19 protein-coding genes are annotated in these 20,664 nt (G+C 46.4%); 7 read left to right on the top strand and 12 right to left on the bottom strand.

The features are described from left to right. Positions 1 to 5: 5 nt before the first annotated feature. Entirely contained in the window at positions 6 to 644 is a 639-nt protein-coding gene (locus KOD92_RS07270; RefSeq protein ID WP_215232893.1) for a 3-keto-disaccharide hydrolase, read from the bottom strand. A 252-nt stretch (positions 645 to 896) separates the two neighbouring features. Between KOD92_RS07270 and KOD92_RS07265 the strand changes: the two genes are divergently transcribed. Beyond that, positions 897 to 3,302, top strand: a complete 2,406-nt coding sequence (locus tag KOD92_RS07265) for a PAS domain-containing sensor histidine kinase (protein ID WP_215232892.1) — start codon at positions 897 to 899, stop codon at positions 3,300 to 3,302. 17 nt (positions 3,303 to 3,319) lie between these two features. Here KOD92_RS07265 and KOD92_RS07260 read toward each other — a convergent pair whose 3' ends face one another. Together KOD92_RS07260 and KOD92_RS07255 are read right to left on the bottom strand one after the other, a co-directional pair. Continuing rightward, entirely contained in the window at positions 3,320 to 3,610 is a 291-nt protein-coding gene (locus tag KOD92_RS07260; RefSeq protein WP_215232891.1) for a GNAT family N-acetyltransferase, read from the bottom strand. A gap of 10 nt (positions 3,611 to 3,620) precedes the next feature. After that, on the bottom strand, positions 3,621 to 4,535 hold the full coding sequence (locus KOD92_RS07255) for a sugar phosphate isomerase/epimerase family protein (RefSeq protein ID WP_215232890.1): 915 nt from the start codon (positions 4,533 to 4,535) through the stop codon (positions 3,621 to 3,623). Between the two features lie 107 nt (positions 4,536 to 4,642). Between KOD92_RS07255 and KOD92_RS07250 the strand changes: the two genes are divergently transcribed. Continuing rightward, positions 4,643 to 5,140, top strand: a complete 498-nt coding sequence (locus KOD92_RS07250; RefSeq protein WP_215232889.1) for a VOC family protein — start codon at positions 4,643 to 4,645, stop codon at positions 5,138 to 5,140. Between the two features lie 8 nt (positions 5,141 to 5,148). Here the strand turns inward: KOD92_RS07250 and KOD92_RS07245 are convergent, their stop codons facing one another. The 4 genes from KOD92_RS07245 to KOD92_RS07230 form a co-directional block, all read right to left on the bottom strand. Further along, positions 5,149 to 6,288 carry a glycoside hydrolase family 5 protein gene (locus KOD92_RS07245; protein WP_215232888.1) on the bottom strand — a complete coding sequence of 380 codons (1,140 nt, stop codon included), beginning with the start codon at positions 6,286 to 6,288 and terminating at the stop codon, positions 5,149 to 5,151. A gap of 441 nt (positions 6,289 to 6,729) precedes the next feature. Continuing rightward, positions 6,730 to 7,152, bottom strand: a complete 423-nt coding sequence (locus KOD92_RS07240) for a transposase (RefSeq protein WP_229254576.1) — start codon at positions 7,150 to 7,152, stop codon at positions 6,730 to 6,732. Between the two features lie 523 nt (positions 7,153 to 7,675). Beyond that, complete coding sequence (locus tag KOD92_RS07235; RefSeq protein ID WP_215232887.1) at positions 7,676 to 8,683, bottom strand: sugar phosphate isomerase/epimerase family protein; 1,008 nt, start codon at positions 8,681 to 8,683, stop codon at positions 7,676 to 7,678. Between the two features lie 28 nt (positions 8,684 to 8,711). After that, positions 8,712 to 9,851 (bottom strand): redoxin domain-containing protein, encoded by a 1,140-nt coding sequence (locus KOD92_RS07230; RefSeq protein WP_215232886.1) that lies wholly within the window; start codon positions 9,849 to 9,851, stop codon positions 8,712 to 8,714. Between the two features lie 240 nt (positions 9,852 to 10,091). Between KOD92_RS07230 and KOD92_RS07225 the strand changes: the two genes are divergently transcribed. From KOD92_RS07225 to KOD92_RS07210, 4 genes are all read left to right on the top strand, one after another. Then, positions 10,092 to 10,505: a VOC family protein gene (locus KOD92_RS07225; RefSeq protein WP_215232885.1), complete on the top strand. Its 414-nt coding sequence runs from the start codon at positions 10,092 to 10,094 to the stop codon at positions 10,503 to 10,505. Then, positions 10,495 to 11,070: a YdeI/OmpD-associated family protein gene (locus KOD92_RS07220; protein ID WP_215232884.1), complete on the top strand. Its 576-nt coding sequence runs from the start codon at positions 10,495 to 10,497 to the stop codon at positions 11,068 to 11,070. Before KOD92_RS07225 ends, KOD92_RS07220 begins: the two co-directional genes overlap by 11 nt. Before the next feature lie 102 nt (positions 11,071 to 11,172). Next, positions 11,173 to 11,436 carry a type II toxin-antitoxin system HicA family toxin gene (locus tag KOD92_RS07215; protein WP_215232883.1) on the top strand — a complete coding sequence of 88 codons (264 nt, stop codon included), beginning with the start codon at positions 11,173 to 11,175 and terminating at the stop codon, positions 11,434 to 11,436. Continuing rightward, positions 11,414 to 11,797, top strand: a complete 384-nt coding sequence (locus KOD92_RS07210) for a type II toxin-antitoxin system HicB family antitoxin (RefSeq protein WP_229254575.1) — start codon at positions 11,414 to 11,416, stop codon at positions 11,795 to 11,797. The genes KOD92_RS07215 and KOD92_RS07210 overlap by 23 nt, the downstream gene beginning before the upstream one ends. Positions 11,798 to 11,836: 39 nt before the next feature. Here KOD92_RS07210 and KOD92_RS07205 read toward each other — a convergent pair whose 3' ends face one another. Next, the gene (locus KOD92_RS07205; RefSeq protein ID WP_215232882.1) at positions 11,837 to 15,682 is read right to left on the bottom strand and encodes a PVC-type heme-binding CxxCH protein; all 3,846 of its coding nucleotides are present in this window, start codon (positions 15,680 to 15,682) and stop codon (positions 11,837 to 11,839) included. Between the two features lie 123 nt (positions 15,683 to 15,805). On the opposite strand from KOD92_RS07205, the gene KOD92_RS07200 reads away from it, so the two are divergent. Beyond that, a complete protein-coding gene (locus KOD92_RS07200) occupies positions 15,806 to 16,696 on the top strand; it encodes a hypothetical protein (RefSeq protein ID WP_215232881.1) in 891 nt (296 codons plus the stop codon). Positions 16,697 to 16,925: 229 nt separating this feature from the next. Here the strand turns inward: KOD92_RS07200 and KOD92_RS07195 are convergent, their stop codons facing one another. The 4 genes from KOD92_RS07195 to KOD92_RS07180 all read right to left on the bottom strand — a co-directional run bounded on the left by KOD92_RS07195 (position 16,926) and on the right by KOD92_RS07180 (position 20,525). Continuing rightward, a complete protein-coding gene (locus KOD92_RS07195) occupies positions 16,926 to 17,834 on the bottom strand; it encodes a bestrophin family protein (protein WP_215232880.1) in 909 nt (302 codons plus the stop codon). A gap of 57 nt (positions 17,835 to 17,891) precedes the next feature. Then, on the bottom strand, positions 17,892 to 18,335 hold the full coding sequence (locus KOD92_RS07190; protein ID WP_215232879.1) for a hypothetical protein: 444 nt from the start codon (positions 18,333 to 18,335) through the stop codon (positions 17,892 to 17,894). 158 nt (positions 18,336 to 18,493) lie between these two features. Beyond that, on the bottom strand, positions 18,494 to 19,849 hold the full coding sequence (locus KOD92_RS07185; RefSeq protein WP_215232878.1) for a HAMP domain-containing sensor histidine kinase: 1,356 nt from the start codon (positions 19,847 to 19,849) through the stop codon (positions 18,494 to 18,496). Then, on the bottom strand, positions 19,833 to 20,525 hold the full coding sequence (locus KOD92_RS07180) for a response regulator transcription factor (RefSeq protein ID WP_215232877.1): 693 nt from the start codon (positions 20,523 to 20,525) through the stop codon (positions 19,833 to 19,835). The genes KOD92_RS07185 and KOD92_RS07180 overlap by 17 nt, the downstream gene beginning before the upstream one ends. Between the last annotated feature and the right edge of the window lie 139 nt (positions 20,526 to 20,664).

Here is a 20,664-nt window from a genome sequence, read left to right as displayed (position 1 = left end):
CCGGGCTAAATTTCTTCTATCCACAAATCTTTAAAGTAGACCTTCGCCTTGCCGCCGCCGTGAATCTGCAAACCGATGATCCCATTTTGCGGTATCGATTTGTCCGGCTCGGTATAGTCGACGGTCTGCGTCCCATTTAGTAATATTCGTATCCGCCCGTTCTGGCTGTGCACTTCGTAATCATTCCATTCATTCCTTTTCACTATCTTCTCAACCAATGCCGAATCCGGTGCGATCAGTGTTTTGTTTCTTCTGGATTCATCATAAAGGCTGGCCCAGAACTTATCTCCCAAATCTGCCTGATAACCAATCATTTCGTAAGCCGGGTCTTTGGCCCTGACGCTGTGGAACTGCACGCCGGTATTAATAAAACCCTCACTTCCGGTAAGCTTAAACTTCACTTTCAATATGAAATTGGAATAGCTTTTCTTTGTGCGTAAAAATTCATTGTGCGGCACAGTTTCGGTCAGAGATCCTCCCGTGATCGCACCGTCCTCGATCTTCCAGGTTTTTACGGTATCACCTTCCCAGCCATTAAAGGTCTTGCCGTCGAATAGCGGGACCGGTTTCTTCTCTGGCAATATCATGCAACCCGTCAGGATCAGAAGCGCCAATGCGAGTGGATAATGTGTAATTCTCAGCATAAGATTTTGTATTTTAGCAGTCCGACGATGTAGTTTCTCTAATTGTATTAAAAGCTGACCTGTGTTGTTCTTTTACTTTAAATTGCCGCTAATAGAAGTCGGGTGCAGTTTTTTCACAATAATTCCGGAACAATAAGTGCCCGATCCCGGTTGGGAAACCAGCATTCGTTGAATTCTTCTAATGTGATTTTTTTATAAAGTGTTTATGCTTCAAATGCAAAAATCCCGCATTTTACAGCATCCTCAATTCGTATGATTAACTCTCTTGACGATCGGAAAGACGATCTTTTAGTTGCCATTGAAAGGTTCCAGCTTGTTGCAAAAGCGACGCGTGACGTGATCTGGGATTGGGATCTTGTGAACAGCACAGTTTGGTGGAACGAAGGAATTCAGCAGAATTTTGGGCATTCTCCCCAAGATCTGCAAAAGGGCCCCCAGTCCTGGTACGACCATATTCATCCGGACGATCAGGAACGGGTTGTTCAGAAAATCCACCAGGTCATCGAGCAGGGAGAGCCGCATTGGTCGGATTTTTACCGCTTCCGTCGTGCAAACGGCGAATATGCCCACGTTCATGACCGCGGCTACACCATTATCGTAGACGGAAAACCGGTCCGGATGGTCGGTTCCATGCTGGATATTACCGAGCAGCTCCGACTTGAAAAAGAGCGGGCGGAAAGTGAAGCGAGCCTGAAATTCGCTATGGAAGCCGCCCAGCTAGGCACCTGGAATTTTGACCCTTTTACCAAAAAAATAATTACCAACCAGCGCTGCCGGGAACTGTACGGAAACCCGGACGAAGAGGTGCTGGACTACGAAATTGTTTCCAGATATATCCACCCTGATGATAAGGAACGGGCCAGGGACGCCACTATCGCTTCGCTCGATCCTAAGATCAGGGCACCCTATGATATCAGATACCGCACGATAGGTGCAAAAGACAGGGTACTCCGCTGGCTGCATTGCTCCGGCCAGGCTTATTTTACCGATGGAGGAATGCCCTACCGTTTCGCAGGTATTTCCAGGGATATAACAGATGAAGTAATTAATCGTGAAAAAGTAGAATGGGCTGACAAACAGGCTGCTATGACCATAGAAGGGTCGGGCGCAGGTTCGTTTCTGGTTAATTCAAAAACCGACGAGATCATCTATTCGCCTACCATGGCGAAGATCCTGACCGGCCATGAAGACAGGCACGTGACAAGGCACATATTCATCGAACACGTTCACCCGGAAGATCTGCCGATCCGCGAAAAGGCTTACGAAGTGGCCGCTGAAACAGGAGAACTTCGCTATGAAGCCCGCTTCGTGTGGGACGATGCGTCGATCCACTGGGTCAGGGTGATAGGGCAATATATGTTCGACAGCCACGGAGAAGCCACTTCTTTGTCGGGGATCGTCATGGATATTACTGACCGGGTCCACTCGGAACAGCGCATTAAGACCAGCGAAGAACACCTGCGGACATTGATCCAGCAGGCGCCTGTCGCTACTGCATTGTTTGTAGGCAGGGATTTTGTGATTGATATTCCAAATGCAGCTATGTTGAAGCTTTGGGGAAAAGGGGACTCTGTGATCGGAAAACCGCTTCTGGAAGCTTTGCCTGAACTCAGAGAACAGCCATTTGTGGAAATCCTGAAACGCATTTATGAAACTGGTGACGCACATTCGGAACAAGGTGCCCGGGGAGATATTGTGATCGATGGTGAATTACAGACATTTTATTACGATTATACCTACAAACCGCTTCGCAACAGCGAGGGCCAGATCTATGCGATCCTGGATATGGCCGTGGATGTAACTGAGCAGGTGAAATCGCGGCATGCGCTTGAAAAGAGTGAAGAAAAATACCGGCAGCTTGTCAACGACCTGGAAAGAAGGGTACAGCAGCGCACTGCGGAACTGAACCAGACAAATGCGGAGCTGATCAATTCAAATAATAACTTGCAACAATTTGCTTATGCGGCAAGTCACGATATGCAGGAGCCGCTCCGGAAGATCCAGTCGTTTGGTTCACGGTTGCAGTCGCTTTACTCGAAACAACTCGATGAGAACGGGGTATTTATGCTCAACCGGATCCAGGATGCATCCAAAAGAATGTCGCTGATGATCGATGACCTGCTGGCATATTCAAGATTGGCGACTCGGGATACTGATTTTCAGCCGGTTGGTTTGAAAGAAATGGTGAGTCACATTCTGGCGGATTTGGAAATCGCGATTCAGGAACAGAAAACTTCCGTCATCGTTGAAGATCTGCCGGAAATTCACGGAAACCGGCCGCAGTTGACCCAGTTAATGCAAAATCTGCTCAGCAATGCGATCAAATACCGTAAACCCGACGCGCCTTCTGAGATCAGACTTTTATCGAGAGAAGCCACTGCCGAAGAGGTATTGTCCATTGCCAAACCGCTGGAAGGATTTTCCTACGCACGCATTGTAGTTTCCGATAATGGAATTGGCTTTGATGAAATATATCTGGACAGGATATTCCAGATGTTCCAGCGACTGCACGGACGCAGCGAATTCTCGGGTTCGGGAATCGGGCTGGCGCTTTGCAAAAAAGTGGTACAGAATCACCACGGGCATATTACAGCCAGGAGTACAGTGGGTGAAGGATCCGATTTTATTGTTTTTCTTCCACTTGCCAATAAAAAATAGAGCTGCGTTGTGCAGCTCTATTTTTTCCAGATATCCTCAAAATTTTCAGGATGCCGCTTGAATTGCAGGTGTACATACTGGCAAAGCGGCAAAACCTGCAAATGTTCCTGGCGCGCGTAAGCCACCATTTTATCAAACATTTGTTTCGCGAAACCCTTACCCTCTTTGTCAGGGTCAACTTCCGTGTGGTACACCGTGAGTGTGGTATCACTCACCCCGATCACCATTTCCCCGATCTGCTTTCCTTCTTCCTCTATATAGAAAGCGCCGCGCTTTCTATTGTCAAGCTTCATCTTTACTTCGCTCATAAACGCAATTTTAAACTCCCTGTGCTACTTTTTTCATTTTTTCCAGACCGGTTTTCGCTACCAGCAATGCATCCTGTGCATAATATCCCTGATTGAATACTTCGAAAGAAAGGATCACCGGTTTTTCGGGATTTTTCAGATTTTTCAAAAGTTCTTTCAAAGGCGCTACGCCGTCTCCTGCATAAACCCGATCCGCGTCGGTAATAGTTTCCCGTGGCGGTGTTTTGGGGTAATCGTTAATATGAAAAATCTCGACCAGCGGCTTCCCGACATCCTTCACACTATCCATTCCTGATCCGCCTTTATGCAAATGGTAGACGTCCATCAACACTTTTGCCGAGGGATGATCCGCTTCTACCGCGACATACAGTATCTCACCCACCCGGCTAAGGTTTTTTGAAAATCCCCACATTTCAAGGTGCGGAGTCACTTTTGTGGTATCTCCCAGCTCCAATATCGCCCGATAACGTTCCGCTACTCTTTTCAGATCGAGCGAATCTCCGGTTGTTGCGCCCATCGGTGGCGCGGCTATGCGCGGACAACCTATTGCGGCAAGCTGATCCATTTCCAGTTTTAATTGTTCCGAAGCTTTTGTCCTGGTGGCACTATCGTCTACAATCCAGGGAGCAAACCCGATCGCATCCTCTACTTTCAGGCCGAGATCATCGATCATAGATTTCGCCTCTTTCAGGTTACCGCCGTTTTTAAGATAGTCCTGCAAGGTATTAACCCATATTTCCACTGAGCGATAACCTGCTTTTGACGCTACTTCCAGCTCTTTGCGAAAACCCAGCTTGTGGCCACGCAACGTGCTCATATTGAGCGAATATATAAACGGATCTTGTTTGGCTTTCAAAGTTTCGGCTGGTAAAAGTCCCGTACCACTGACGGCCAGCATAGAGGACATTGCTTCTCGACGGTTCATAAAATAGGAATGTGAGGTAATTGGTCTATGGGTTAAAGGGCTGCGGGGGAATTTTTTACCGCAACTAAATGTAATTTGGTTTACAAAGCTAACCTCAAAACTCTATCATGGAACCTCAGGATTATAAGCTCCCGACCCTTACCCGTATTGGTCACGTGCACCTAAAAGTGGCCGACCTGGATCGTGCTATTGACTTTTATTGTGGCTTGTTGGGTTTTGAAATTACGACACGCTACGGCGACCAGGCGGTTTTCATTTCCGCTGGCGGTTACCACCATCATATTGGTTTGAATACCTGGTACAGCAAAGACGCTCCGCCTGCTCCGCAGCACAGTGTCGGGCTTTTTCACACTGCCATTTTATACCCTACCAGAAAAGACCTGGCAGCGATCCTGGACAGACTTTTAAAAGCAGAATACCCGCTTTCCGGCGCCAGCGATCACGGTGTTTCAGAGGCGCTTTATCTCAATGATCCTGATAATAATGGCGTGGAATTATATTGGGACAGACCGAAAGAACTCTGGACGTACCTGCCCGACGGTTCTATCGAAATGTTCACCAAATCCCTCAATCTGCGCGGCTTGCTCGGGGAGCTGAACCAGTAACATGCTCTTTAGTATTTCATTAGCAAATTAAGGAGCTTTCTGTCCAGCTTTTGTCCGTGCCAGTCTTCGTAAGCCACATCGTCGCGGCGAGAGTTCAGTACGCCAAAATCTCCTGAGAATTCCCAAAGCGAAAAACCGATCCCGTTAGAAGATAGAATATCCAATACGTCCGAAAACCACGCCAGGAACACTGCATGCGGCGTTTTGTTCCAACAGCCGCATTCCCCGCAATGTACCCCCACCCCTTTCGCGACCAGTTCGATCCAGGGTTTGTAGTATTTTTCGAGCATTTCGCGGCTGAGGTATTGCTCTCCTACCTGTCCCGGCCACTTTACTTCGGGCAGGTTATCCGTTTCTTTCATCGCCCAGGGCGCTTTGTAATGCGAGATAATGCCCGGGTGATAGCCTCTGCAACTTTGCCCAATATCCAGATCTGCAATCTCCGGAATGACCGAGTTGCCCACATCGTTTCCATCGGCGATGATCAAATGATTCGGATTTTCCTTTCTGATCGCCTCCTGGGCTGCGAGTGCGACTTTTCTATAAGTCGCGCCAGGAACCGAAGATCTTTTTGAATGCTGATCATTCATATCCTCCCGCATACTCGGTTCATTGAGCAGGTCAAAACTGATCAGCTGGGAAGAAACATTTTTATAACGTTTGGCCCACATATTCCAGTGATAGCAAAATGCGTCCTGTGCTTTTTGATCCGTCCAGAGGTTATAAGGTTCATGAAAGCCTGCATTAATGCAATAGCCCGGCGCGCGGTGAAGGTTCAGACTCACGTGCATTTTGTATTTGTGCGCCATCATTACCAACCTATCTATTTTATCAACAGCCTGCTGGTCAATTTGATATACTTCCTCCGGCGTAATATTTTTAGTTCTGTCAAATTTCACATAGGCAGGATAAGCCATCGGAACTCTCACAAAATCAAAACCCCAGTCGCTCATCCATTTGAAATGATCTTCGGTGGTAGGCTTGCGGGCGGATGCCGGATCGGGCGAGAAGAAATCGAGTAAATTAAAACCCTTCCATTTGGGCAGCTTATTCTTGGCATTTGGCGTTTGGAACGCGAACCCGGGCGTTATTGCGGCCCCGGTAGCAACAAATGCGCCTGTATTTTTAATGAAAGTCCTGCGATGCATCGTAAAATGGGTATCGTTGTTACTTTCATTAAAATACAGGCGCTCGGATCTTTTACTTAGCTGATATTGTCAGCTACGATTTTCAGAGAATCATTTGATCCGGCTGCTCCGCTCCTTTTCGTACTCTTCGTTCGCTATTGTTGGTGTTGTCACCAACAACAAGCAAAACGAAAGCAAGCTCACCTTCAATCCATATCATGCGTCACAAAGTTGCCGCCATTGTTGGTGTTGTCACCAACAACAAGCAAAACGAAAGCAAGCCCACCGTCAATCCTTGTAATGCGTCAGAAAGCCGCCGCCATTGTTGGTGTTGTCACGAACAATAAGCAAAACGAAAGCAAATCCACCGTCAATCCATATAATGCGTCAGAAAATCAAAAGCATTCGCCCCCTAATGATAAAACTGATACAAACTGTAAAAATACTCCGATTCGTGAGCAGCTAGCTTCCAACCTTTTGCACCGGGTTTCGATGAATGTAATTGAGCTTTTGTTCCAATACTTTCGGTGAGTAAAGGTCAATGCTCAACGGATTTCTCCGCCAAAATTGATGCCTCCGATCTTTCGAACGTACTTCAAAATCAAATAGCAAGAGACTCTCACTATCAAGGAGATCAAATTTAATCTGCTGAGCTGTGTATTTCAGGAAGTTGCGCTGTACATCCTGCAAGAGTAGATCTTTGTGGATTCTCCATATAACATGCATGTGATTTGGCATAATCACGAATCCATGAATTTGTGCCCGACCTTTGTCTACCAAAAATCGCATGCTTTCAATGATGATGTCCTTGTATTTGTCTGACGCCAGGATATTCTTCCAATCAAGGATCGTAGCGGTGCAGAATTGAATATAATGTGTTTCCATTTCCCTTTTATTATTAAGACGTTAATCAGGGATTTTGGTCACATTATATGCTTAGGGGCTCTTGTGCATGTTGCGTCGGTGACAACACCAACGAAGGCGGAAACATCAACACCATCATTAGTCTTTATCAAATATGTTTGTATTCCAACCTCTATATTCGTAGTACTTACGTTTCGGCTCACCAGTAATTCCGTTGATACCTTTTCTTCGAGGCAGGTAGTATAAATGGACGTAGAGAAACATGGGCACGAAGATTCCCAAAAGACATGCGAACGCGAAGAATCGTCCGAAAAAACTTGATACTGTAGTTACAATAATTAGAACAAGAATATATTTTCCCAATCTTCTCAATTTTGGAGTCTGTTCTTCGAAATGCCCCATCAAGATATTTCCAATTGCGAAGATCGCGCTGATAACAGCTACTTCAAACCAGAGTGTGTTTGGTGACCACATAAATAATGGTTGATATAAAAAACCGGCGACCACTCCTTTGGCCGCCGATTTGATTTTTTAACATAATATCTTAGGCCATCAAAGCCTTTCGTGCGAACTCTACGCATTTCGCAGTTTCCTTTACTGCGTCCGAGCCCGCCGGAATTTCATATTCCAGCTCAATAGTTGCCGGGAACTTGTATTTCTTGGTCCGCATCAGTTCCAGCACAGGGATAATTGGTGTATCGCCGGTGCCCCAAACCAGATTCGCGCCACCGTTTGCTTTCGATTTCCGGTCTTTGATGTGCATGCTTTTGATATGCTCATGTTTCGCATTGATCAGATCGATCGGGTCGAAGCCTGCGGCTACGTAATGCCCCATATCCAGATTCATCGCATTGAATTTCGACTGCCTCAATGCAGTATCCCACCACGTCGGTGTTTGCTGGGTGTGACCGTGGTAGGCGATGAAAGTTTTGTTTTTGGCAGCAATATCTCCTAAACGCTTGGTTTGAGCAGAATCATTCGGAAGTTCAACCGTCGCCTGGTTCGCACCCAGCGCCCGTGCGGCACGCAATGCGTAATCCACTTCTGCATCCGTATTATTAGTGCCTAGTGCATTGGGTTTGTAAGCATAAATACTCACGCCGGCATCATTGTACATCTTACGCAGCTGCGTGAATTTATCCATTGAAACCTTTGCACGCCACTCTGCCATTTTTGTACCATATTCTTTCATAGCCGATTTTTGCTCCTCAGTCATTTCCGGGCGCTTGCCGTCAGGGCCGGGTGCCATGTTCGGACGAGGCGGTGCTTCGGGCGCACCGGCAAATTGCTCTGGCGTGTTACCCATCATTTCAATCGCGCTGATATTGCAATCAATGCAGTATTTCAATATACTTTCCGCATCCTGCGGCATACTGCGCCACGAGTAGGTGATCGCGCCAATCTGCACGCCATTGAAGAGTGAATTGGGTTTGCCTAGGTTCTTGATATAAGCCGGCGCGCCGATAACAGGTGTACGAAGCAGCGCAAAACCTGCGGCTGCCAGCGCCGACGTGCCTAAAAACCGACGTCTGGATAAGTCTTGATCTTCCATGAATCTATATAAATTTGAAATAGTTTAGTTAGTAAAATCTGCCTACATATTTATTCTCGACAATCATTTTCTTCATTTTCGCCGGATCAATCGGCCCTTGCTGCGAATACACGATCTTGCCACCCGGCTCCACAAGCAATGTATAAGGTAAAGCGCCCTGCCATTTCGGGTCTACTGCCTCAATCAGCTTATATTTATCTTCCACATTAAAAATGTAATTAGGGTTGGAAGCGTATTTTCCCTGCAAAAATTTCAACGCTTTTGCCTTCTTGTCCGGGCTATCTGCGCTGATGGACACAAACTCGAAATCGCGGCCGCGGTACATGTGATGCATTGTCATAAAATCCGGAAATTCGGTAACGCAAGGTCCGCACCACGTCGCCCAAACGTTGATCAGCCGGAGCTTATCAGTTTTATTTTGAATCAATTCCTTTAAACCCGCTTCATCGATCGTTTCCAGCTTTACCGGCTCTTTGGCCCAGCCTGCCTGCTCGCTTTGCGCTCCCGATTCTTTCTCCGCCCATTTCATCGAGCAGCCGAATGTTTTTGTAGAAGCAACCGGAACCGGCTTTCCTGCAACCAACGCTTCTATTGCATTTCTGGCGTCTAAATTTTTCGGCGTACCCGTCGGTTTTTCCACATCATCGATCCTTCCGTGATATTGTAGTTTGCGGTTTTTGTCAAAGATAAAAATGTGTGGCGTTGCGACCGGGCCGTATGCGAGCGCCGTTTTCTGATCGTCCCCATCATATAGATAAGGAAAATTGTAGGACATATCTTTCGCCCGGATCTTCATATCGTCGTAAGTATCACTCAGATCCGTATACCCCAGCTCATCGAGCCGGATTGCTTTGGGGTCGTTGGATGAAATCGCAATTACCGCCACTTTTTTTGCTTTAAAATCCGAGGTCAATTTTTTAATGCGCTCCTCGTAGGCCTGTGCGGTGGGACAGTGGTTGCAGGTAAAGACGATTGCCAGAACATCTGCGGTCGCAAAACTTTTGAGAGAATAACGCTTTCCATCTGTACCCAACAAATTGAAATCGGGAGTAGTCGCGCCGATTTTTAAGGTTTCGGGCTGATCTGCACGCATTGCGCCACCTGCATTACCGAACGCCGCAGCAAAGATGATGAGCAACAAGACTGAAATTCGGAAACGTAAGCGCATAAGTCCGGCAGTTTGATTCAGGAATTAATAAAGCGAAAATTGCAATGCTTCAACAAAATACTGTTTTTGTACCAAAATTTACAGTTAACGATTAAGTTTTTCCGTTTTTTGATAAAATTTCGGATGGCTGAAAAAAGATTGTTGCAATTTTTTAAAAGATCAACATACTCCTGACAGACTGTTGTCATACCGCGTTCCTTAATTTGAATATCAATAACTGATCAACTAAACAAAAACAAGATGGCTGGATCAAACGGATTTCGGGGATTTGGAACAATGACTATTTATGCCGCCGACCACAAGGCTGCAATCGATTGGTACACAAAGGTTTTTGGCATTGAGCCTTATTACAACAAACCAGGCTATTCCGAGTTTCGGATCGGTGATTATCAAAATGAAATTGGCATCATCGACGCTCAGTACGCCCCGCCCGGTGCTGCCGGCAAGCCCGCAGGCGCGATCACTTCCTGGCATGTTGACGACCTTTCCGGCACATTGGAAAGGCTGCTTTCACTCGGAGCAACTGAATACCAACCAATTATAGAGCGAGGTGAAGGATTCGTGACAGCCGCAGTAGTGGATCCGTTCGGCAATATCCTGGGTATTATGACTAATCCGCATTATCTGGAAATTCTTGGAGAAAATGGAAACTAAGGACGGAAAAGAAGTGATCCAAGCCGCTTCCGCCAATGAATGGCGGGAGTGGCTTGACAAAAATGCAGATACGGCGAGCGTTGTATACCTTGTTATCTACAACAAAAACAGCGGTGTTCCCAGCGTCGGATATGCCGAATCTGTGGAGCACGCGCTTTGTTACGGATGGATCGATAGCAAGACGATGAAACGTGACGAACAAAGTGTTTACCAGACCTTTACGAAACGCAAACCCGTCAGCAACTGGGCGAAAAGCAACAAAGAACGCGTAGTCCGCATGACAGAGTTAGGGTTAATGCGCCCGCAAGGCCAGGCCATAATCGACCTCGCCAAACAAAACGGCTCCTGGGAAAAGCTCACCGACGTGGAAAACGAAGTACTTGCAGACGACCTCAAACACGCATTTGCCAAAAACAAAAAAGCATTCGAAAACTTCACGGCCTTCGCCCCCTCCGCCCGAAAATTCATCCTGCAATGGATATACGCCGCAAAACGGCCGGAAACTAGGGAGAAGCGGATTAGGGAAACGGTTGAAAAGGCGGCGGAGAATTTGAAGGTTGGTTGAAATAGTGATCACAAAAAAATATTGCGAAACCTGTTTGAAATGTAAAAGAATACACCAAAATTTGTAACTAATATTCAGTTACAAAAAAAACACTACACACACATGAGTCAAATAGAAAAACTGCTCGGGCGGTTTTTTACTAAGCCTAGGGATTTTACCTGGAAGGAGCTTATATCTGTTTTGGAATCATTTGGCTATCGCGAATTGCCCTCTGGAAAAACCGGAGGCTCCAGACGGAAATTTGCTGACTCAGAAAAACGGATCATTAGTCTTCACAAGCCGCACCCGGGGCAAATTGTGAAAGTATATGTGATAGAACAGTTGATAGCAAATTTTAAAGAAAATGGAAAAATCAAAAATGATTAATTCACTCGTTTACCAGGGATATACTGCCAGCATTCATTATAGTCCCGCGGATGAGGTGTTTTTTGGTAAAGTGATCGGTATCAATGATCTGGTTACTTTCGAAGGCACGTCGGTTGAAGCACTAAAACAGGGAATGAAGGAAGCAGTTGAAGATTATATTGAAACCTGTAAAGAGTTAGGTAAGTCCCCGGACAGAACCTACAAAGGTGTATTTAATATTCGTGTTTCCTCAGACCTTCATAAAAAGATAGCACTGCTTGCCTCTCAATACGACGTAACGCTAAATGATTTTGTAAAATCAGTCCTACAATATGCCTCATCGCACCAAGAAATCAACGCAGAGGTTTTTGGCGAGCGGTAATTCTTAAACGTATGTCCCCCAGCGCGCTGCACCTTTTCATCATTTCCCCGGCAATGCTACCTGTGCGCTCGTTTTCAAATACGCTATCAACTCTTTTACTTCTTTGTCGCTCAGGTTTTCTAATAAGCCGGTTGGCATCATAGACGCCGGGGTTACTTCGCGCGTTTGAATATCTGATTTATTGATATTTACCGCATCCTGACCGACAATTCGCAAAGTAACTTGCCGTTCGGTTTCCTTCGCGATATTCCCGACATAAGTCCGGCCGTCACGGGTGGTTACTACTACCATCTTATAATCGTCCTGGATTTCACCGCTTGGATCGAGGATATTGCCAAGCAAATAATCGAGATTGGCGCGGTTAGAGCCTGTTAATTCGGGGCCGATAATACCACCTTCGCCATACAATTTGTGGCAAGGCGCACAGGTGTTTTGAAAAACCATCCGCCCATTTGCTTTGCTTGCCGCGGCAACTGACTGATCAGTAAGCATATTCTTGTATTTTTTATAAGCCTTTTCATCAAAAGCAACGTGATCGATCGGCCCCCACACTTCTACAAAACCACTTCCAACTACCCGTCGCAACTGCCGCGCGACGAAAGTCGGAACGTCTTTTTTGGGTATCGCGTTTTTCGAAATCGCCTGGGTCAGCAACCAGCCAGACTTAGGTCGCGAAGCCAGCGTTTGTACCGCCTCTGACTTTTCTGCATTGTTCAATTTCGGGTAACGCTCGATCAAAGACTTGGCCAGAGGCTCGTTGTCAAATGCGGCAATACTCCTGATGACATCCAGACGCAATTTATTGTCGTCCAGCAATGCAGGCAGTTCTTTCAGCAACTCGGGTCTCTGCCGGTTTGTGAGCGATTGCAAAGCCTTGCTTCGCTGTTCTATCGGCGCAGTTTTGTTTTTCAAGATTGCCAGATCGGTTTTCGAAGCTTCCGTATCTCCAAACTGTCTCGACAATTCGGTCGCCAGTTTTGCAGTTGTGTTGTCGGCTTGTTTAAGTTTGGCAAAAACCGCATTCCAGTTTCCCGGCGTTTTAATATCAGTTCTGCCATCCAGCCCGTCGCGCATTCCTTCCAGCAAATTGGTCCGGTTTACCGGCGCCTTGCCAATTGTGTTTACGAGCATTTCAATCTGATCCGCATCAACAGTCCGGCGTGCAATAAACTGCGTTACCATCGGAATTTTTGACTTTTCTGCCATCGCAAGTGCCTTTACCGGATTTGCTTTCACCAGCGGCTCAATGCCAAACCAGATCATTTTAGGCAGGTTATGGTCTTCCGAATCTTCTGGATGTGTGAGCAACCCAGCTGCTACACTCCACTTTGCAGCATCGTCCATTCGCTGCAATGCCGCCGCGAGGTAAAGCCTCACCACGGCCGACTTTTCCTCAACTGCCATTTTCGTGAATTTCACGATCGCATTTATCGAAGGCTTGCTTTCTTCTGTCAAAAACTGCACAGCCCAGCTTCGAATGTAAGGATCCTGATCTCCGAGTGCCTTTGTCAATACATTTTCATCAAGGTTACCAGTAATATTTAGTGTCCACATTGCTCTGAGGCGATGGTCGGCGTCAGTTGCGGATTGGTAGGTTTCACTCAACTTTTTTAATGCAGCGGGATCCATTTTCCCTTTTCCAGCTCTGTTCTGTAAAATGATTCTCGCCCGGCGCGCGTGCCAGTCGCTTTTGCTAGTCTGCAAATCGGCGAGTTCAGTATCCTTCATTTTGTTTAAATCCGAATACCTTCCTTTCCAATCCTCTGCGAGCGATTTTTTAGGAGTAATTCTAAAAATACGACCGGTTTCAGAATTGAGTACATCAGAGCCACAAATATCCGCATCATGCCAGTCCAGCACGTACATCGCACCTTCGGGCCCGATTTCCATACTAAAACCTACCCACTGCGCATTGTTGGCCATCATAAAATCGTCTCCGTGCTTGCCTGAAAAGCCGGAACCTTTCGGTTTAAGGATGTCCGACAAAATACCGTGTTCATGAATATTGGCCATGAAGATCTTACCCTTTTCATTGTCAGGAAATGCATCCGACTGATACACACGCGCGCCACCATGCGCAGATCGGTGGGTATGGTCAGCGATGGTTTTGATATCATTATAAACATAAGGATTGAAATGCTGTCCGCCCTGGCGATGGTAAATCCCACCAGGAATTACGTGCCATAAATGCGGTATTACACAGGCAGTTATAAGCATTTGACCCTTTGCATCAAAATCAACTCCCCATGGATTGCTGAAACCGTGTGCGACCACTTCGAAGATCTTTTTGGTAGGATGATAGCGCCACACACCGCCATTGATATCTACGCCATTTTCGACCTGCATATCCTCCGGGAAAGGATCTTTGTGCTTGAAAAGTTGGCCTTTTCCAACTGGCTTGCCGACTTTCGAAGGTGTTGCAAAACCTTGCAAACCGTACAGCCAACCATCTGGTCCCCAGTGAAAACTATTCAATGTTTCGTGCCGGTCGCGGATTCCCCAGCCGGTCAGGCGAACCTCAATATCCTCCATATCAGCCTTATCATCGCCATTTTTATCGGGGACAAAAAGCAAATTTGGCGGCGCACCGACAAACACACCATCGAAACCGACCGCAAGTGCGGAAGGGAATGCAATACCCTCCATGAACACTTTCTTCGTATCTGCCACGCCATCGTGATCTGTATCTTCCAAAATCAAAATGCGGCTGTTTCCTGCATTCGAAAACCCTTTTCCTCGTGACTCGTAATCCTTATTTTCCGCGATCCACATTCTCCCACGGTCATCCCAGCAAAACGCCATCGGCTGCGTCATCATCGGTTCGGAAGCCCAGGCATTCACCTGAAAACCATCTTTTATCGTCATCGCCGCCACTGCCTCCTGCGCACTCAGAAACTTAGCCTCCCTACCCTCTTTTTGCGCAATTGCCCACAATGCAGCAGTATTATAAGTACCATTATTTCCGATAAACTCACCGAAAGTTTTGTTCAATTCTACGTCATTCAACTCGCCGGTATATACTACCAGCTCGTGCTTGATTACTTCGGTTTCGCCTTTTTTAAGATGCCAGTCACCTTTTCTTGCACGCGCCGGGCCGGCGCCGAGTTGCGGGTCCACACGCCAGGTTTGCGGGTAACCGTTGTTTTCGGGGTGGTCAAAAATTGCAATGTGCGCCAGGTCATCTCGACCGGCTACCTGCATGCCAATATCCACCCACATGGCAGCCTGGCCTTCTGCTTTTTCATTTTTCTGCCGCGCGGCATTCACTACTTCGCCTTTAATGCCTTGTTTCCAGGGCATTCTCACAAACAGCCCGCCGTAATCATATTTACCAAATGTCACATCTGTCTTAGCCTCCCCATTCCATTCCAGGTCCAGAAAATATTTGCCATTTTTCACGCGCATTGACCAGTTTTGCGTCTCCGTCAGCACGGCGGTGCCAGTAGAATCCAGCAAATCATAAACCGTCTGCCACTTTACCTCAACACCTTCTTTTTCGATGATTTGCGAGGATACTTTTCTCCAATACGAAGCTTCGGGATGATGAAAATAGTCACGGCCGTTTACGCGGGTATAGCCCCAGTAAATGCCGGTTTGATGTTTGTGGTGTCCGGGGCTGTATTCAGTGAGGATGCCTTTTCCGTCGGGTGCTACTATTGGGTGCAGGTAGGGACGGAAATCTTTTTTTGCATTTTGAACCAATATAGGCTGACCGCCAGTGCCTTTCGAAATGCTGATTGTTTCACCATCACCGCTTGCGACAGCTCTCAGCTGGGTATCTTCTGCATTGATTTCGTGGGACTTGTCTGCTGGCTTCCTGAAATCATAGCCGAAATTGAGTAAGATAAAAATTAAAAAAAGTGGCACTGACCGCATAATATTCATAAAAAATTCAGGATTTTAGGATACTAACCGGATTGATTTTTGCTCCCGATTGTTAGCAGGATAAGAAGATTTTGCGCAAAAATTACTCGCAGGATCGTCATCTGCCACTATCGCTAAGTTTTTATGGCTTTTTACAAACTCGTCTTCCTGCTCATTCTGATCATTATGCTGCAACACCGCGGTATCATTTACCGGGCCAGCAAGGAAGCGGCTGTGCGAAGAGAACTGCGGGAATTAGGTGAATCCACTTTGCCCAAAAGTAGTAATGTCCTCGGCTCCTGGCGGATGTACGGAGTCAATGAAGTCGATCCGATTGCCACCGGGCCGGAAGGTAACACGCTGGAAAACACCCCAATGAGCAAGAAGGAGCTATTCATTTCCTTTTTTCCCGACGGCAGTTTTACCCAGGTCCGGGATAACAATGCATATAGTACCGGAAAATGGGCCTTCGATAGCACGTCACAATCTGTATTCTTAACATCTGAAAGGGTAACCCAGGAAGTAGGTATCTCATTCGAAATAGCGGAGAATGGCCTTCGCGTCATGCATTTTGAATTTAATCCCAAAGAAAGTATGCTGTTGATGGAGTATGGAAAACCGCTCAGTAACTATCGGGAGGACCCTTTTTTTGCAGGAAATAATGAATGGCGGATCAAACCTGAGAAACCGGAGAACAAAGGGCAGCTGCAAAAAAGGCTGAGCAACTATTTGCTGCACAATATTTACTTATTGAAAGCTGCCAAAACGCGGGAGCAAAACCGCGTTTCGTGGGAATTTTCTGAGGGTATTCTGCGAATATACAATCCGGGAATCGGCGTAGTAAAACCTAGCCAGGTCCCGGCGCCATGGATCAATGCGTTTTACTCCGAACAAAATGCGCGCGAAGCTTTCAACATGTTCGAGGACTTCATGAAAAAATCGAAATTCAAGGGCAGCGGCAAGGGGAACTGGGTAGAGCAGAATAATCAGATTTTGACTGATATTAGAAATGGGATAAAAACCCCCGGCCCCTGAAGGGGAGCCGATACCTCTGAGTACCCCCAGCCCCTGAAGGGGAGATCGCGATATTTACACGCAACAACGAAAGTCCCCCACAGGGGATTTAGGGGTAACATTAACCCTTACCCCCAGCCCCTGAAGGGGGATCGCGATTTACACGCAACAACGAAAGTCCCCAACAGGGGATTTAGGGGTAAAAAAAACGCGGAGCCTGGACCCCGCGCTTACTCTATTTGAGGACGGTTTACAGAATGTAAAATTTATCGGGCGTGTAAACCATTGGTACCTGCTCGTCGCGCATCATTTGTTTCAGGTCGCGCTCGATGTTTCTTGAAATCGTCATGACGGGCGTGTCGGTAGGCTTGTTTTCGAATGGATCCTGCAAGTGAATCGCCATTTTTTCGATCAGGAAAAAGCAGGCAGTGATCACGATCAGTACCGGAACCATCAGAAAGCCAAACAATTGCACCAGCCCGAAAGGCAATAGTAAGATGAAGAAGTGCAATGCAAGATGGATATACAAACTATAAGTCGACGGAAATACGGTGTTCTTGATACGTTCGCATTTACCCATTGAATCGCAAAGGCGGGTTAAAGTACCGTCGATTTCGATCTGCTGATATGGATTTACCCAACCCTGCTTCAACGCATTTTTCAGGTCGCGGGCGTGCAGCTGAAGTAAGCCAACGTGCTTGTTATCATAATCTTTCACATATTCATATTCCTCCTCGGTCACGAATTTGCTGATCAGCGGCAGGGGATCGTCTTTGCGCAACCCTTTTCCGAGCGCGTAACACCAGGCGATCTGCCTTTTGATCATCCGGTGCTTGAAACCGTCGATACTCTCGGAATCGTAAGGTTCGTCCATCAACGCGATAATCTGCCGGGCCAGCGTTCGTGAATCGTTCACGATTGCGCCCCAGATGATCCGCGCTTCCCACCAGCGATCGTAAGCTTGGTTAGATCGGAATGCTAGAAGCAGGGATATGATCGTCCCAAGCACCGTGGGAACCGTCATTGGAATCGAGATATTGGTGATGTGAAAGTTTTGGTAAATGATTTCTATCGCCACACCATAAATAGTCACAAAAAATATCTCATATTTTATTTTGCCGAAAATATATCGGATCGGAATGTTCTTTTTGAGCAGCATATTAATCATGTTATCATTTTCACGAATTCACTCACACTATCAATGCATTTCCGTCGACTAGGCAAGTGCCGAAACGCTGATCAAATCTGCATTGATCATCTTAACGCCACTCTTCTTCAATACCGGAAATGCATCCAGACTGCTTTTATTTAGTTTTGGAAAACCATAGCTCTCCGAATAGGCGATACTCTCGACCTCGTGGTATTCCATGAAATTTCGGAGTGCAGCGAGCTTATTCCCGTAGAAGAAATCGATCTTTATACTTTTCAGCGTATCGGAATATTCCTCTTTGAGCGATTTACAATCTGCCCAAAAATCCTCAGACACAAATTCAAACTCTTTTTCGCGGTAGCCCGAGAACAATAAATCCTGAATATCATCTGCAACGTGGAAAAGGTGCGTGAACACAATTTTCACCTGTTCATTACTATCTCTCACAATCGCTTCGGCAACCTGAATGCTCTCATTTGTAAAATCTGTCGGAATCATTACAGTTTTCATACAACTCTATCGGTTTGATTAACAATGATTTTCCCTGATTGAATCAGTGATACAATGTTACGGCAGAGTTATTAGGCTGTCTTAAGAGGCAAATTATAATACAGTGTGAGACTTATTAGAATGGGATGAGAATATTAAAACCGGATTAAAAATGTGCCCTATTTGAACGGAAGGAAGGTTTTGAAGCGGGTACCGGTGTCAACTTTACTTTGAACATCCACTTTTCCCTGGTGCATTCTGATGATATTGTGCGCCAGCGGGAGACCAATCCCGTAACCTTTGTAGCGCTCCGTATTGGAGGCGCGGAAAAACGGGACGAATATCTGCCCTATCTCGCGGTCAGGGATCCCGATACCTTCATCCACGATCTCAACGATCGCATATTGCTGGTCCGAACTGATGATGATTTCTACCGGTTTGTTATCCGAGTATTTGCAGCTATTGAGAACGATATTCGTAAATGCAGCTTTGAGCAATACCTTATTTCCATTGACAACCAGCATTTCTTCATTTTCTGGTAAATGGTCAAAGTTGATGCTAACCTTATTTTCAGCGCTGATTTTGTCAGCTGCCTCTTTGACTGAAAGGATCAGTTCATCGATACGAAGCCAGCCCCATTCTTCTTTTTTACCGTCAAAACCCGTTTGGGCGAGACTTAACATGCTGTTTGTCAAGTGTTCAAGCTTTTCGGATTCTTTGTAAATATTAGTAAAAGATTGGCGCACATTCTCCGGGAGCTCAGGAACGCTCAGCCCGAGTTCAGCTTCGCCGCTGATTACTGTAAGTGGCGTTTTAAATTCGTGGGAGGCATTACTTACAAAGTTGTTCTGTATTTCAAAGGTAACTTCGAGCCGGTCGAGCATATCGTTGAATGTGCGCGACAGGTCTTCAATATCGTCGTCACTATTATCGATAACCAGCCGCTGGTGCAGGTTATGTGCATTGATCCCTTTTACATTGCGGATAATGCGGCGGATCGGCTTGAAGATCGCGTCAGAAAAGATCTTACCAAAAGTGAATATGAAAACGAAGGCGATCAGAAATCCGATCACGAGCAGATTTTTAAGGTTCTCCATTTCTGCCAGCCCGTAAAGATCCACCGCTGAAGAGATCACAATGATCTTCTTGTCATCATTTACGATTGTCCGCCCCACGTAGGAAGTGTCACTGCTGATAAATCTTGCTTCATTATTTTTGAGCAGATCCTCGTAAAAATCGTCTGGCAAAGGCAGCTTCGCTTTCTCCTTTATATCCACCGAAGACAACAATACCTTGTGCCTCTCAATAGGCAGATCGCCCAGGTGGCGCTTTTTGATATCGTAATAGATTGGCTTTCTGGATTCATTTTCCTCCAAAACCGCGTGTCCGATAATGTCGCCACGCACTTCCAGCCGGTGGTAAAAGCTGGACCGAATGCTCTCGGTGGCGAAGATGTAAACGAAAATGCTCAGCGCGACAATAATGCTGGCCGACAGTAATGTAAATAGCAGCGCAATCTTATTTTGAATCTTCATAAGCCTGACGCACGACGTAGCCCATTCCGAAAACGGTATGTATCAGCTTCACTTCGTGGTTTTTATCGATTTTTTTCCTCAGATAGTTGATGTATACGTCGACCACATTTGTGCCGAGATTGAAATTAATGTCCCATACATTTTCAAGAATCTCGATCCTGTTGAGTACCCGGTTGGTATTTGAAAGCAGATATTCGAGCAAACGGAATTCCGTGGCTGTCAGATCGATCGTTGTCGACCCCCTTTTGACGCTTTTTGTGATCTTATCAAGCGTGAGATCTCCAAGGCTGAGAATACCCTCCTTTTTCTCTACCTCCTTTCCTCGGCGCGTCAACGTCCGTAGCCGCGCTTCCAGTTCGGCGAGTTTGAAAGGTTTGGTCATATAATCGTCCGCACCGGCGTCGAGGCCTGACACAATGTTCTCGGTAGTGCCCAGCGCGGTAAGCATCAGGATCGGTTTCGCGAACTGCGCATTCCTCAACCTGCGGCAAACTTCCATTCCGTTGATCATCGGGATCATCAGATCAAGTACCACAATATCGAAACTATGCTGAAACGCCATTTCCAGTCCCGACTGCCCGTCCATAGCAATCGTAATCTCATAGCCGGAAGCTGAAAGTCCGCGCTGGATGACGGAAATGACGCCCGGATCGTCTTCAATAAGCAAAATCTTCATTGGCATTTTTTATGCTCCTCAATCATATTGATACTGTCAAGGTATAAAAAAAGCGAGTGCAAATGCTTTGAGCACGCACGGATTTCTCATTTGAAGCAAACTTTATAGGATAGGCACAAAAAAAAGGGAAGAAATATTC

The sequence above is a fragment of the Dyadobacter linearis genome (genome assembly GCF_907165045.1).
GTDB lineage: Bacteria > Bacteroidota > Bacteroidia > Cytophagales > Spirosomataceae > Dyadobacter > Dyadobacter linearis.
This window is presented reverse-complemented; position numbering and strand designations above follow the sequence as displayed.